General features: G+C 62.2%; 11 protein-coding genes. 8 read left to right on the plus strand and 3 right to left on the minus strand.

Going from position 1 to position 15188, the window contains the following annotated elements; all coding sequences use genetic code 11:
* The first annotated feature begins 62 nt into the window (after positions 1–62).
* Genes J7573_RS15755 through J7573_RS15765 form a run of 3 tightly spaced genes read left to right on the plus strand, consistent with a single transcriptional unit; the run spans position 63 to position 4048 of the window.
* On the plus strand, positions 63–1334 hold the full coding sequence (locus J7573_RS15755) for a YeaH/YhbH family protein (RefSeq protein ID WP_103448722.1): 1272 nt from the start codon (positions 63–65) through the stop codon (positions 1332–1334).
* Complete coding sequence (locus J7573_RS15760; protein ID WP_110639247.1) at positions 1331–2899, plus strand: SpoVR family protein; 1569 nt, start codon at positions 1331–1333, stop codon at positions 2897–2899. The genes J7573_RS15755 and J7573_RS15760 overlap by 4 nt, the downstream gene beginning before the upstream one ends.
* 54 nt (positions 2900–2953) lie before the next feature.
* Positions 2954–4048 (plus strand): multifunctional CCA addition/repair protein, encoded by a 1095-nt coding sequence (locus J7573_RS15765; protein WP_294336946.1) that lies wholly within the window; start codon positions 2954–2956, stop codon positions 4046–4048.
* Positions 4049–4157: 109 nt separating this feature from the next.
* Here J7573_RS15765 and folK read toward each other — a convergent pair whose 3' ends face one another.
* Together folK and folB are read right to left on the minus strand one after the other, a co-directional pair.
* Entirely contained in the window at positions 4158–4667 is a 510-nt protein-coding gene (gene folK / locus J7573_RS15770; protein ID WP_294336948.1) for a 2-amino-4-hydroxy-6-hydroxymethyldihydropteridine diphosphokinase, read from the minus strand.
* A complete protein-coding gene (folB, locus tag J7573_RS15775; RefSeq protein WP_027917471.1) occupies positions 4658–5014 on the minus strand; it encodes a dihydroneopterin aldolase in 357 nt (118 codons plus the stop codon). The genes folK and folB overlap by 10 nt, the downstream gene beginning before the upstream one ends.
* A gap of 74 nt (positions 5015–5088) precedes the next feature.
* Here folB and plsY point away from each other — a divergent pair, with 74 nt between their 5' ends.
* On the plus strand, positions 5089–5658 hold the full coding sequence (gene plsY / locus J7573_RS15780; protein ID WP_054885227.1) for a glycerol-3-phosphate 1-O-acyltransferase PlsY: 570 nt from the start codon (positions 5089–5091) through the stop codon (positions 5656–5658).
* A gap of 15 nt (positions 5659–5673) precedes the next feature.
* On the opposite strand, the gene tsaD is transcribed toward plsY, so the two are convergent.
* Complete coding sequence (tsaD, locus tag J7573_RS15785) at positions 5674–6699, minus strand: tRNA (adenosine(37)-N6)-threonylcarbamoyltransferase complex transferase subunit TsaD (RefSeq protein WP_294336953.1); 1026 nt, start codon at positions 6697–6699, stop codon at positions 5674–5676.
* A 205-nt stretch (positions 6700–6904) separates the two neighbouring features.
* On the opposite strand from tsaD, the gene rpsU reads away from it, so the two are divergent.
* From rpsU to J7573_RS15805, 4 genes are all read left to right on the plus strand, one after another.
* On the plus strand, positions 6905–7120 hold the full coding sequence (rpsU, locus tag J7573_RS15790) for a 30S ribosomal protein S21 (RefSeq protein WP_003255575.1): 216 nt from the start codon (positions 6905–6907) through the stop codon (positions 7118–7120).
* A gap of 289 nt (positions 7121–7409) precedes the next feature.
* The gene (gene dnaG / locus J7573_RS15795; RefSeq protein ID WP_294337040.1) at positions 7410–9392 is read left to right on the plus strand and encodes a DNA primase; all 1983 of its coding nucleotides are present in this window, start codon (positions 7410–7412) and stop codon (positions 9390–9392) included.
* A gap of 67 nt (positions 9393–9459) precedes the next feature.
* The gene (gene rpoD / locus J7573_RS15800; protein ID WP_294337042.1) at positions 9460–11310 is read left to right on the plus strand and encodes an RNA polymerase sigma factor RpoD; all 1851 of its coding nucleotides are present in this window, start codon (positions 9460–9462) and stop codon (positions 11308–11310) included.
* 118 nt (positions 11311–11428) lie between these two features.
* Positions 11429–15172, plus strand: coding sequence for a bifunctional diguanylate cyclase/phosphodiesterase (locus tag J7573_RS15805; protein WP_294337044.1), 3744 nt, complete (start codon positions 11429–11431; stop codon positions 15170–15172).
* Positions 15173–15188 lie beyond the last annotated feature (16 nt).

The raw sequence follows: 15188 nt of genomic DNA on the forward strand, positions 1-15188 counted from the left end.
GCTGCTCTTTCCTGCAGTCTGAAGCTTGTGGCTTGCAGCTGCTCCCAGCTACCGGAGGGACCATGAGCTACGTTATCGACCGACGCCTGAACGGCAAGAACAAGAGCACGGTCAACCGCCAGCGCTTCCTGCGGCGTTACCGTGAACACATCAAGAAGGCCGTTGAAGAGGCCGTGAGCCGCCGTTCCATCATGGATATGGAACACGGTGAACAGATCAGCATTCCGGGACGGGACATCGATGAACCGGTGCTGCACCATGGTCGTGGCGGCAAACAGACCATCGTGCACCCAGGCAACAAGGAATTCACCGCCGGCGAGCACATCCCCCGGCCCCAGGGCGGCGGGGGCGGCAGCGGCCGCGGCAAGGCCGGCAACTCCGGCGAGGGCATGGACGATTTCGTCTTCCAGATTACCCAGGAAGAGTTCCTCGAATTCATGTTCGAAGACCTCGAATTGCCCAACCTGGTCAAACGCCACCTGACCGGCGCCGACACCTTCAAGACCGTGCGAGCCGGTATCGCCAACGAAGGTAACCCGTCCCGCATCAACATCGTCCGCACCCTGCGCTCGGCCCACGCCCGGCGCATTGCCCTGACCGGCAGCAGCCGTGCACTGCTGCGCGAAGCACAGAAGGAACTGGACCGGCTGAAAGTCGAGGAACCCGACAACTTCACCGACATCCAGGAAGTCGAACAGGAAATCGAGCGGCTCAAGGCACGCATCAACCGCCTGCCCTTCCTCGACACCTTCGACCTCAAGTACAACCTGCTGGTCAAGCAACCCAATCCCAGTTCCAAGGCAGTGATGTTCTGCCTGATGGACGTGTCCGGCTCGATGACCCAGGCCACCAAGGACATCGCCAAACGCTTCTTCATCCTGCTGTACCTGTTCCTCAAGCGTAACTACGACCGCATCGAGGTGGTGTTCATCCGCCACCACACCAGCGCCCGCGAAGTCGACGAGGAAGAGTTCTTCTACTCCCGGGAAACCGGCGGCACCATCGTTTCCAGTGCGCTGAAGATGATGCAGGAAATCATGGCTGAACGTTACCCGGCCGCCGACTGGAACATCTATGCCGCCCAGGCCTCCGACGGCGACAACTGGAACGACGACTCGCCGATCTGCCGCGAGATCCTGTCCAAGCAGATCATGCCGCATGTGCAGTACTACACTTACGTTGAGATCACCCCGCGTGAACACCAGGCGTTGTGGTACGAGTACGAGCGAATCGGCGAGGCCTTCCCCGACACGTTCGCCCAGCAGCAGTTGGTATCGGCCGGCGATATCTACCCGGTCTTCCGTGAACTCTTCCAGCGCAGGTTAGCCACATGACCGCCAGAGCACAGAGACGCCAACCCATTTCCACCGGGTCCGAGTGGACGTTCGAGCTGATCCAGACCTACGACCGGGAAATCAGCCGGCTGGCCGAGCGTTACGCACTGGATACCTACCCCAACCAGATCGAGGTGATCACCGCCGAGCAGATGATGGACGCCTACGCTTCCGTCGGTATGCCGCTGGGTTATCACCACTGGTCCTACGGCAAGCAGTTCCTCAGTACCGAGAAGTCCTACAGCCGGGGCCAGATGGGCCTGGCCTACGAGATCGTGATCAATTCCGATCCGTGCATCGCCTACCTGATGGAAGAAAACACCATGTGCATGCAGGCACTGGTGATCGCCCATGCTTGCTATGGCCACAACAGTTTCTTCAAGGGCAACTACCTGTTCCGCACCTGGACCGACGCCACGTCGATCATCGACTACCTGGTGTTCGCCAAGCAGTACATCGCTCAATGCGAAGAACGCCACGGCATCGATGCCGTGGAAGACCTGATCGACTCCTGCCACGCGCTGATGAACTACGGCGTGGATCGTTACAAGCGCCCCTATCCGATCTCCGCCGAAGAAGAACGCCGGCGCCAGAAAGACCGTGAAGAACACCTGCAGCGGCAGATCAATGACCTGTGGCGCACCATTCCAAAGAGTGCCGAAAAAGGCGGCGAGCGCGACGATGCGCGGTTCCCCTCCGAACCGCAGGAAAACATCCTCTACTTCATCGAGAAGAACGCCCCGCTGCTCGAACCCTGGCAGCGCGAAGTGGTGCGCATCGTGCGCAAGATCGCCCAGTACTTCTACCCACAGCGCCAGACCCAGGTGATGAACGAAGGTTGGGCGACGTTCTGGCACTACACCCTGATGAACGACCTGTACGACGAGGGCCTGATCACCGAAGGCTTCATGATGGAGTTCCTGCAGTCGCACACCAGCGTGGTGTTCCAGCCCGGGTTCGACAGCCCGTATTACAGCGGCATAAACCCCTATGCGCTGGGCTTTGCCATGTACACCGACATCCGCCGCATGTGCGAAAACCCGACCGAGGAAGATCGCCGCTGGTTCCCCGACATTGCCGGCAGTGACTGGCTCTCTACCATCAAGTTTGCCATGAGCAGCTTCAAGGACGAGAGCTTCATCCTGCAGTATCTGTCACCCAAGGTGATGCGTGACCTGAAGCTGTTCAGTATCCTCGATGACGACCAGCGCGACGACCTGCTGGTACCGGCCATCCATGACGAGGCCGGCTACCGAATCATTCGCGAGCAACTGGCAGCCCAGTACAACCTCGGCAACCGCGAGCCCAACGTGCAGATCTGGAGCATCGACCGCCGTGGCGATCGCTCGCTGACCTTGCGCCACCAGCAGCACAACCGCAAACCGCTGGGCGATTCCACCGAGGAAGTGCTCAAGCATCTGCACCGCCTGTGGGGCTTCGATATCCACCTGGAGACCGTACAGGGCGACCAGGTGGTCAAGACCCATCACATGCCACCCCGTGGGGAGCATGCCGAGAGCGGCGACTACGGGCGCATGGACCTCGCCGTCATCCACCACCTCTGATGCACCGCCATTGCTGCCGACAGGGTATCCTGTGGGTAGTAATGGAGGCTGCACATGCACATCTACAAAGTCGGCGGCGCAGTACGCGACCGCCTGCTCGGGAGCCCGGTCAGCGATATCGACTGGCTGGTGGTCGGCGCCACGGTCGAAGAAATGCACGCCCAGGGTTTTCGCCCGGTCGGCGCTGATTTCCCGGTTTTCCTGCATCCAAAGACCGGCGAGGAATATGCCCTGGCGCGCACCGAGCGCAAGAGCGGGCGTGGTTACGGCGGGTTCACTTTTCACGCAAGCCCCGACGTGACGCTGGAAGAAGACCTGATCCGCCGGGACCTGACCATCAATGCGATGGCCGAAGATGAACAGGGCACTGTGTACGATCCCTACCACGGTCAGGCCGACCTTGAACAACGCATTCTGCGCCATGTTTCCCCCGCGTTCGCCGAAGATCCCCTGCGTGTACTGCGCGTTGCCCGCTTTGCAGCGCGCTATGCCCCCCTGGGTTTTCAGGTCGCCGATGAAACATTGGCATTGATGCGCCAGATCGCCGAATCAGGCGAACTGCAGGCGCTGACCGCCGAACGCAGCTGGAAGGAGATCGAGCGAGCGCTGATGGAAAGCCAGCCGCAGGTGTTCATCCAGGTGCTGCGCGCCTGTGGCGCCCTGAAAGAATTGATGCCCGAACTGGAGCATGGCGGGGATACCCTGGCGGCACTGCAGCGGGCGGCTGAGCACCAGCAGCCATTGGCGGTGCGCTGGGCGTGCTTGCTTCGCGGGCTGGAGCCAGCAGCGATCAAAGCGCTCAACCAGCGTTTCAAGGCGCCGCGTGAATGCCAGGAACTGGCCGTGCTGGTGGGTGAGTTTGCCGGGCGGGCTGACGACGCGTTGCAGTTAACGCCTGCAAACTTGCTGGAAATGCTGCAGAAGTTCGACGTTTATCGACGACCGCAGCGTATTGAAGATTTCATTGCCGCGTGTGAAATGGCCGTACCTGAAGGTTATCCACAGGCCCAGTATCTGCGCGAGGCAGCAGCAGCGGCACGGGCGGTGGATGTGAAGCCACTGGTGGAAGCCGGATTGACCGGCCAAGGCCTGGGCGAGGCCCTCAAAAGTGAGCGGCTGAAAGCGCTCGAGGCTTACAAGTCGGGCTGACCACACTGGCCCTTTCGCGGCTAAAGCCGCTCCCACAGGGACTGCATGATGCCAAGGCTTATGCGGTCCCTGTGGGAGCGGCTTTAGCCGCGAAAGGGCCGGTACAGGCTCACGCCTGGGTCAGCTGCACTCCCCGCCATTCGAAAGCAACAGGCGCCAACACCTGGTCGATCCGCGCCTCCTGCCACAACTGCGCCATGCTTTTCCCGGCCCCGGGATGCACAAGCTCCGGCGCCAGCAGCGACAACGGCCACAGCACGAAGGCATTCTTCAGGATCTCCGCCCGAGGCAGCACCAGCCCATCGAACGTGCCATGCAGGTCGTCATACATGAGTACATCGATATCCAGCGGCAGGCCCTTGCGATCCGGTGCATAGCGACCGTTGTCCGCCTCGATGAACTTGAGCCGGCGATCCAGCTCCATCAGTGGCAGATCGGTCTTGCCGGTGACCACGAAGTTGATGAACGGTCCGCTCTTGATCCCCACCGCCTGGCTCTCGAACGCCGGGGAACATTGCATGTCGCTGAGAATGGCCGCCAACGCATCGAGCCCCGCACACAGGTGCTGGTGGCGATCGATATTGCTGCCAAGGCCCAGATAAACCGTGCTCAGAGACATCCGCGCTCGATCTCCACGCCAACACCGCCACGGGCGGCGGGAACGGCACCCGGCTTGGTCAGCTTCAACCGAACCCAGGGAATGTGGAACTCTTCCATCAGCGTCGCCACCAGGCGCTCGGCAAAGGTTTCCACCAGTTCAAAGCGCGCCTGTTCGGCAAATGCCTGGACCCTTGCCGAAACACTGGCGTAGTCGAGCGCCAGGTTCAGGTCATCACCGGCCGCTGCCGGGCGGTTGTCCCAGGCAAAACTCAGGTCCAGGCGCAGGCACTGGCGAATATCCCGTTCCCAGTCATAGGCACCGATGACGGTATCGACTTCCAGGCCTTCGATGAACACTCTGTCCAAGCACTTTTCTCCACAGCACGACAAGGGCGACTGGCGCCGTTAGAATCAGGGCGTCCTCGCCCGGAATAGTTAGCATGTTTTGGTTATTGGCGCTGCTCGCCTACCTGCTCGGCTCGCTGTCCTTCGCCATCGTCCTCAGCCGCCTTTCGGGCAGCCCGGACCCGCGTTCCAGCGGTTCGGGCAATGCCGGCGCCACCAACATGCTGCGCCTGGCAGGCCGTAAACTGGCGATCCTGACCCTGCTTGGCGACCTGTGCAAGGGCCTGTTGCCGGTTTTGCTCGCCCGCGCTGCCGGCCTTGGCCTGCAGGAGCAGGCCTGGGTCGGTGTCTGCGCAGTGCTCGGCCACCTGTTTCCGCTGTACTTCCGCTTTCGCGGCGGCAAAGGCGTCGCCACCGCCGCCGGCATGCTCATGGGCCTGTATTTCCCGGCCGCACTGCTGGCCATCGGCGCCTGGCTGCTGACCTTCTACCTCACGCGTACCAGCTCGCTGGCAGCGCTTGTCGCGACCCCGCTGACCTTGCCACTGCTGGCCTGGCGCGAGCCGGAGGCGCTGCTGCCGATCGCCGTGCTCACGGTGATGATCGTCTGGCGCCACCGCAACAATCTGCGCGATTTGTTTGCCGGGCGCGAAAGGCATTTCTGACGCGCCCGCAAGCCTTCACACCGGCGGCAGCTGCTCCATCGGCCAGCGCGCCTGCACGCTGATCGCCAGGTCCTGCTGCTGCCCGGACAACAGGCGCTGGCAACCGGCATAGGCGATCATTGCGCCGTTATCGGTGCAGAACTGCGGACGCGCGTAGTACACGTTGCCCTTGAGACCGGCCAGCATGTCTTCCAGCGAGGCGCGCAACGCCTTGTTGGCACTCACGCCACCGGCGATGACCAGGCGCTTGAGGCCAGTCTGCTTGAGGGCGCGCTTGCACTTGATGGTCAGAGTCTCCACCACCGCCTGCTGGAATGCCAGGGACACGTCGCAACGGGTTTGCTCGTTGTCGTCGCCAGCATTCTTGCACTGCTGCCAGGTGTTCAAGGCGAAGGTCTTGAGGCCGCTGAAGCTGAACTCAAGGCCCGGCCGATCGGTCATCGGCCGCGGGAACACGAAGCGCCCAGGCACACCCTGTTCAGCCAGGCGCGCGATTTCCGGGCCCCCTGGGTAATTGAGGCCGATCAGCTTGGCGGTCTTGTCGAACGCTTCGCCAGCCGCATCGTCGAGGCTCTCGCCCAGCAGCTCGTATTGACCGATGCCATCCACCCGCACCAGCTGGGTGTGGCCGCCGGAAACCAACAAAGCGACGAACGGAAACTCGGGCGGGTTTTCCTCCAGCATCGGTGCCAGCAGGTGGCCTTCCATATGGTGTACGCCGATTGCCGGGATATCCCAGGCGAAGGCCAGGGCCTGGGCGCACGAGGCGCCGACCAGCAGCGCACCGACCAGGCCAGGACCCGCGGTGTAGGCGATGGCGTCGATCTCGGTGGCAACGCAGCCCGCCTCCTCCAGCACCTGGCGGATGAGCGGCAGCATGCGCTTGACGTGGTCGCGCGAGGCGAGCTCGGGTACCACGCCGCCGAACACGCGGTGCAGGTCGATCTGACTGAACAGCGCGTCGGCTAACAAACCGCGCTCACTGTCGTATAATGCGACGCCGGTTTCGTCGCAGGATGTTTCCAATCCCAGTACTAGCATGGGCTCGTCCCTTGTGGGGGCTGAATTCGAAGCCGCGCATGATAGTCCCCGTGCCGGGTGCCGACCAGCGGTTTTCGATCAGAGGCTTTGCATTCCGGCGTACTAAGGGTTAACATCCGCAACCCTTGAAAACCGACGTTCTCCAGCACACCTTTTGTTTTGCCAGGAGCACGTCTACCCCGGTAATGAATTAAGGTAGCCCTGGATGCCAGCCGTCAAAGTTAAAGAGAACGAACCCTTCGACGTAGCTCTGCGTCGTTTCAAGCGCTCCTGCGAAAAAGCCGGTGTACTGGCTGAAGTTCGTAGCCGCGAGTTTTACGAGAAGCCGACCGCCGAGCGTAAGCGCAAAGCAGCTGCTGCTGTTAAGCGTCACGCCAAGAAAGTTCAGCGCGAACAGCGCCGCGCCGTTCGTCTGTACTAATACAGACGTTCTACGCTAGAGCTTCTGCCCTGCCCGGCTCACCGCCGGGCCGATGGCAGCGGCTTGCTTCAAACCTTGAGCAGCTAGCCCAAGGCGCCCGTCGCAACCTGCAGTGGGCAAATGCATCAAAGCGTCAGATCTGGTTTCGGCCAGGCGTGCACGTCCTGACTGACGGGCCCTTGCGGCTACCGACGAGCACACATTCCCTCGCATTTCCCCCTACTAAGCATTCGCCCCTCTGCGGCGCGTTAGCGATTAGACTTGCCAGTTGCCAGATGACGAGACTGCCATGGCCGGGCTGATTCCCCAAAGCTTCATCGACGACCTGATCAACCGCCTCGACATTGTCGACGTGGTGAGTTCGCGCGTTCAGCTGAAAAAGACCGGCAAGAACTACTCCGCCTGCTGCCCGTTCCACAAGGAAAAGACACCTTCCTTCACGGTCAGCCCCGACAAGCAGTTCTACTACTGCTTCGGCTGCGGCGCCGGCGGCAATGCCCTCGGCTTCGTCATGGACCACGACAACCTGGACTTCCCCCAGGCCGTCGAGGAACTGGCCCGCGCGGCCGGCATGGAAGTGCCCAGGGAACAAGGCCGTCGCGACAACAAGCCGCGCCAGCCAACTGATTCGCCGCTGTACCCCTTGCTGGATGCCGCCTCGGAGTTCTACCGCCAGGCCCTGCGCAGCCATCCGACCCGCAAGGCGGCGGTGGACTACCTCAAGGGTCGCGGCCTGTCGGGCGAAATCGCCCGCGACTTCGGCCTGGGCTTCGCGCCGCCCGGCTGGGACAACCTGCTCAAGCACCTGGGCGCCGACACCCTGCAACAGAAGGTGATGATCGACGCCGGCCTGCTGATCGAGAACGCCGAAAGCGGCAAGCGCTATGACCGCTTCCGCGACCGAGTAATGTTCCCGATCCGCGACAGCCGCGGGCGCATCATCGCCTTTGGCGGCCGGGTACTGGGCGACGACAAGCCCAAGTACCTCAACTCCCCGGAAACCCCGGTGTTCCACAAGGGCCAGGAACTCTACGGGCTGTACGAGGCACGCAAGCACAACCGCAACCTCGACGAGATCATTGTCGTCGAGGGCTACATGGACGTGATCGCCCTGGCCCAGCAAGGCCTGCGCAATGCCGTGGCCACCCTCGGCACCGCGACCAGCGAAGAGCACCTCAAGCGCCTGTTCCGCGTGGTGCCCAGCGTGCTGTTCTGCTTCGATGGCGACCAGGCCGGGCGCAAGGCCGCCTGGCGCGCACTGGAATCGACCCTCTCGGCACTGCAGGATGGCCGCCGTGCGCGCTTCCTGTTCCTGCCCGAAGGCGAAGACCCGGACAGCCTGGTACGTGCCGAAGGCACCGACGCCTTCAGGGCGCGGATCAACCAGCACGCGCAGCCACTGGCCGACTATTTCTTCGAGCAGCTGAGCAACGAAGCCGACCCGCGCTCGCTGGAAGGCAAGGCACATATGGCGACCCTGGCCGCACCGTTGATCGAAAAGATCCCCGGCGCCAACCTGCGTCAGCTGATGCGCAACCGCCTGAAGGAAATCACCGGCCTGGACCCACAGCAGGTCGAGCAACTGGCGCAACAGGCGCCGGCGGCCAGCAGTGTGCCGGACTACGACCCTGGCTATGACTACGATGCCATGGCCAGCTTCACCCCCGACTACGGCGACATGCCACAGCACGACTACGCTCCCGCTCATCAGGAACCGGAGTGGAAACCGAACAAAGGCGGGGGCAAAAAACAGTGGAGCGACAAGCCCTGGGACAAGAACCGCAAGGGCGGCAAACCATGGCAGCAGCGCGACGAAGCACCGCCGCGGGTGCCGGCACCGGTCGAACCACCGACCCTGGCCGCCCTGCGCACCTTGCTGCACCACCCGCTGCTGGCCGGCAAGGTCGAGGATGCCAGCCACTTCGCCGACGAAGAGCACCTGTACAGCCAGTTGCTGGTGGCCTTGATCGAAGCTGCGCAGAAGAATCCTGGGCTAAGCTCAATGCAGCTGATCGCACGTTGGCACGGCACTGAACAAGGCCGCCTGCTGCGGGCCCTGGCAGAAAAGGAATGGCTGATCGTGGCCGACAACCTTGAACAACAGTTTTTCGACACTATAACTAGCTTGTCCGCCCGCCAACGCGAGCGCAGCCTGGAACAACTGCTCAGGAAATCACGTCAAAGCGAATTGACCAGCGAGGAAAAATCACAGCTCCTCGCCCTGCTGAGCCGGAATGTTCCCGCACAAACGCCGACCTCATCTGGCGCGTGAGGCCCATGCTCGGGTATAATCCTCGGCTTGTTTTTTGCCCGCCAAGACCTTCAGTGGATAGGGTGTTATGTCCGGAAAAGCGCAACAGCAGTCTCGTATCAAAGAGTTGATCACCCGCGGTCGTGAGCAGGGCTACCTGACTTACGCGGAGGTCAACGACCACCTGCCTGAGGATATTTCAGATCCGGAACAGGTGGAAGACATCATCCGCATGATCAACGACATGGGGATCAACGTATTCGAGAGTGCTCCGGATGCGGATGCCCTTCTGTTGGCGGAAGCCGACACCGACGAAGCCGCGGCCGAAGAAGCCGCTGCTGCGTTGGCGGCAGTTGAAACCGATATCGGCCGCACGACCGACCCGGTGCGCATGTACATGCGCGAAATGGGTACCGTCGAGCTGCTGACCCGCGAAGGCGAGATCGAAATCGCCAAGCGGATCGAGGAAGGCATCCGTGAAGTCATGGGCGCCATCGCTCACTTCCCGGGCACTGTCGACTACATCCTCGGCGAATACGACCGCGTCACCGCCGAAGGCGGCCGCCTGTCCGACGTTCTCAGCGGTTACATCGACCCTGACGACAACATCGCCGCACCGACCGAAGAAGTGCCAGTACCTGGCGCCAAGGCCCCTGCGGCCAAGGAAGAGTCGGACGACGAAGACGAAGAAAGTGAAGGCAGTGACGACGAGGAAGAGGCCGAAAGCGGTCCTGATCCGGTCGTTGCAGCCCAGCGCTTCGGCGCCGTTGCCGACCAGCTCCAGGCCACCAACAAGGTCCTGAAGAAAGGCGGCCGCAACGTCAAGGAAAGCATCGAGGCCCTGCAGGCCCTGGCTGACCTGTTCATGCCGATCAAGCTGGTGCCGAAGCAGTTCGACGTCCTCGTCGAGCGCGTGCGCGATGCCCTGAACCGCCTGCGTCAGCAAGAGCGCGCGATCATGCAGCTGTGCGTGCGTGACGCCCGCATGCCGCGTGCCGACTTCCTGCGCCTGTTCCCGAGCAACGAAACCGACCAGACCTGGTCCGGTGACCTGGCCAAGCGCAGCACCAAGTGGGCTGCTGCCCTGGGTGAAAAGGACGCCGCCATCGTCGCCTGCCAGCAGAAGTTGATCGACCTCGAGACCGAGACCGGCCTGACCGTTGCCGAGATCAAGGAAATCAACCGTCGCATGTCCATCGGTGAGGCGAAAGCCCGCCGCGCCAAGAAAGAAATGGTCGAGGCGAACCTGCGTCTGGTGATCTCCATCGCCAAGAAGTACACCAACCGTGGCCTGCAGTTCCTCGACCTGATCCAGGAAGGCAACATCGGCCTGATGAAGGCGGTGGACAAGTTCGAATACCGTCGTGGCTACAAGTTCTCGACCTACGCCACCTGGTGGATCCGCCAGGCGATCACCCGCTCGATCGCCGACCAGGCGCGCACCATCCGTATTCCGGTGCACATGATCGAGACGATCAACAAGCTCAACCGTATTTCCCGCCAGATGCTGCAGGAAATGGGCCGTGAACCGACCCCGGAAGAGCTCGGCGAGCGCATGGAAATGCCTGAGGACAAGATCCGCAAGGTATTGAAGATCGCCAAAGAGCCGATCTCCATGGAAACCCCGATCGGTGACGACGAAGATTCGCACCTGGGCGACTTCATCGAGGACTCGACCATGCAGTCCCCGATCGACGTGGCCACGGTCGAAAGCCTCAAGGAAGCGACCCGTGACGTGCTCTCGGGCCTGACCGCACGCGAAGCCAAGGTGCTGCGCATGCGCTTCGGTATCGACATGAACACCGACCACACCCTCGAAGAGGTGGGCAAGCAGTTCGACGTGACCCGTGAGCGGATCCGTCAGATCGAAGCGAAGGCGTTGCGCAAATTGCGCCACCCGACTCGCAGCGAGCACCTGCGCTCCTTCCTCGACGAGTGATGACAAACCCCGGCCCAGGCCGGGGTTTTTCTTATCCGACAAATAGTTGTGATCGGCCGCTCGGCTGGCTGAATGCCCGTCTACACTCGACTTCAGACCAACTGAATGCGAGGCCGCTATGCTGCCGATGCCGGCCATTCTGTTGTTGCTCCTGATGCTGTGGAACACAACGGCCGGCGCCCTGACCCTGACAGACGAGGAAAAAACCTGGCTCGCTGCCCACCCGCAGTTGAGACTGGGCGTCGACGCTTCCTGGCCACCATTCGAGTTTCGTGACCAGGAAGGCCGGTACCAGGGATTGGCCGCCGATTACATCGCCTTGCTCCAGGATCGCCTGGGAGTATCACTGAAGCCGGTCGAGCCCAGCAGCTGGACCGAAGTGCTGCAGCAGGCGCGCGAAGGCCGTATCGACCTGCTGCCCGGCATCATGTCGACGCCGGAACGTCAGGGCTACCTGGCATTCACCCGCCCCTACCTCGATTTCCCCATCGTCATCCTGGCCCATGAAGGCGGCCCGCAACCGCGCACGCTCAAGGACTTGTACGGGCTGAAGGTCGCCGTGGTGGAAAACTACGCGCCCCATGAACTGCTACGCACCCACCACCCGGACCTCAACCTGGTGGCGATGCCCAATGTCAGCTCGACCCTGCAGGCACTGGCCACCGACGCGGTGGACGCCGTGGTCGGCGACCTCGCCTCGAGCATCTGGAGCTTGCGCCAGCTCAAGCTCGAAGGGCTGTACGTGAGCGGCGAAACGCCCTATCGCTATCAATTGGCAATGGCCGCGCCCCGTGACCAGCATGTACTGATCGGCATCCTCGACAAGGTGATGGCCGACATGTCCAGCGATGAAGTCAGCCATATCCAGCAGCGCTGGGTTGGCAACGTGGTCGACCAGCGCAGCTTCTGGCGTGACACCCTGCTCTATGGCCTGCCCGCCGTCCTGCTGCTGATCGCCATTCTCGCCGTGGTCATCCGCATCAACCGCCGGCTCAGTTCGGAAATCTCCCGGCGCATCGCCCTGGAACAGGAGCTGCGCAGCAGCGAATACCACTACCGCGGCCTGATCGAGAGCCTGTCGGCAATTGCCTGGGAGGCCGACGCCAACGACTTCACCTACAGCTATGTCTCGCCGCATGCCGAAGACTTGCTGGGCTATCCCCTGCACGACTGGCTCAAGCCCGGTTTCTGGCGCAGCATCCTGCACCCCGACGATGCGCTCTGGGCCCAGGCCTTCTGCGAAAGCGAAACCGCTGCAGGGCGTGATCACAGCCTCGACTACCGCGTGATGCGCGCCGACGGCCAGCCGCTCTGGGTACGCAACATCGTCAGCATGATCGAACACGGCCATCGACCCGTGATGCGCGGCTTGATGATTGACATCAGCGAGACCAAGCGCACCGAAGACGCGCTGCGTCTGTCGGAGCAGAAGTTCGCCTCGGTGTTCGAGCAGTGCCCGGACATTCTGCTGATCGCACGGCACAGCGATGGCGTGCTGCTCGAGGTCAATGAAGCCTTCGAAGAGCAGATCGGCCTTTCACCGGGAGAAGTGATCGGCCGTACCGCCACCGAGCTCAATTTGTGGGGCATCGAAGGCATGGGCCCGAGGCTGCTCGAACGCCTGCACCAAGGCGGCATCCGCAACATCGAAATGACCTTCCGCCGCAGCAACGGCCAGTTGTTCACCGGCCTGACCTCCGCCGAGACTTTCGAGCTTGACGGCACCCTGGCGCTGGTCGTGGCCGTTCGCGACATCAACCAGCTCAAGGAAACCCAGCAACAGTTGCAGACCTCCGAGGAAAAGTTCGCCAAGGCCTTCCACGCCTCACCTGACGGCCTGCTGCTGTCGCGCCAGAGCGATGGCCTTCTGCTGGAGGTCAACGAGGGCTTCTGCCGCCTGACCGGTTACGAGTTCAACCAACCTATCGATCAGACCTCGTTCGACCTGGGGATCTGGGTCGATCTCAACGAACGCAAGCGCCTGATTGACCAGCTTGGCCGTGATGGCTTCGTGCGTGACTTCAGTTGCCACCTGCGCCGCAGCGACGGGCAGATTCGTCTCTGCGAGCTGTCGGCTCGGCCACTGCCGATCGGTGGCGTCGACTGCATGCTGACCATTGCCCGCGACATCACCGAACGCCACCTGATGCAGGAAAAGCTGCAACTGGCTGCCACCGTGTTCGAAAATACCGCTGAAGGCGTGCTGATCACCGACACCGACCAACGCATCAGCGCAGTCAACCGTGCCTTCAGCGAGATCACCGGCTACAGCGAGATCGAAGCACTCGGCCAAACCCCGCGCCTGCTCGCCTCCGGTCAGCATGACAGCGCTTTCTACGCCGCCATGTGGCACCAGCTCACCGCTGAAGGTCACTGGCAGGGCGAGATCTACAACAAGCGCAAGAATGGCGAGCTGTATCCCGGCTGGCTGACCATCAGCGCCGTACGCAACAACGAGCGCGAAATCACCCACTTCGTCGCCGTGTTCGCCGACATTTCCAGCCTCAAGCACGCCCAGGCCAAACTCGATTACCAGGCCCACCACGACCCGCTGACCGGCCTGCCCAACCGCGCCCTCTTCGAAAACCGGCTGCAGGCCGTACTGACCTGCTCGCAGGTCTCCAACCGCCAGGGTGCGGTGCTGTTCCTCGACCTGGACCGTTTCAAACACATCAACGACAGCCTCGGCCACCCGGTTGGCGACCTGTTGCTCAAAGGCATCGCCCAGCGTCTCAAGGAGCAGGTGCGCGACGTCGACACCGTGGCCCGCCTGGGTGGTGACGAGTTCATCATCCTGCTGCCCGGCCTGCACAAGCCCAGCGATGCCCATGCCATCGCCAACAAGCTGCTGGCCTGCTTCGTCGCCCCGTTCCAGGCCGGCGAGCACGAGTTCTTCACCAGCGCCAGCATCGGCACCAGCCTCTACCCACAGGATGGCACCGACGTCGCCACGCTGATCCGCAACGCCGACGCTGCCATGTATCGCTCCAAGGCCAAAGGCCGCAACCGCGTGGAAGCCTACACCCGTGACCTGACCGTGCAGGCCAGCGAACGCATCGCCATGGAACACGAATTGCGCCGCGCCATCGAGCGGAACGAGATGAGCCTGAGCTTCCAGCCCAAGTTGAGCCTCAAGACCCAGACCCTGGTCGGGGCCGAAGCACTGATTCGCTGGAGCCACCCGACGTTCGGCGAGGTGCCGCCCGAGCATTTCATTCACCTGGCCGAAGAGAACGGCACCATTCTCCAGCTGGGCGACTGGGTGCTGGAACAGGCTTGCCAGCAGATGCACCGCTGGAAGAAGGCTTATCAAGCCTTTGGGCCACTGTCGATCAACCTGGCGGGCGCGCAGCTGCGCCACCCCAACCTCGCCAAACGCATCGAGCATCTGTTGAAGGTCTACCAGCTGAAAGCAGGTGACCTGCAGCTGGAAATCACCGAGAACTTCATCATGAGCCAGGCCGAAGAGGCCTTGGCCGTATTGCATCAGCTCAAGCAGCTGGGCGTACAGCTGGCGATCGACGACTTCGGCACCGGCTACTCATCGCTGAGCTACCTCAAGCGCCTGCCGCTGGATATCCTCAAGATCGACAAGTCATTCATCCGCGGCCTGCCGGACGACCCGCACGATGCCGCCATCGCCCGCGCCATCATCGCACTGGGGCGCAGCATGCAATTGACGATCATCGCCGAGGGCGTGGAGAACCAGGCACAGCAACGCTTCCTTGCAGCCGAGGGCTGCGAGCAGATCCAGGGCTACATCGTCAGCCTGCCATTGCCGCCGGACGAGTTCGCAGCGACGTTTCTTCGTATAGCACTGTCTGATCTTTCGGATGGCACGCTTTCAAAACCCTCGTTATAATCCGGGCACTTACTGA

The sequence above is a fragment of the Pseudomonas sp. genome, from assembly GCF_017744435.1.
In the GTDB taxonomy this organism is placed as follows: domain Bacteria; phylum Pseudomonadota; class Gammaproteobacteria; order Pseudomonadales; family Pseudomonadaceae; genus Aquipseudomonas.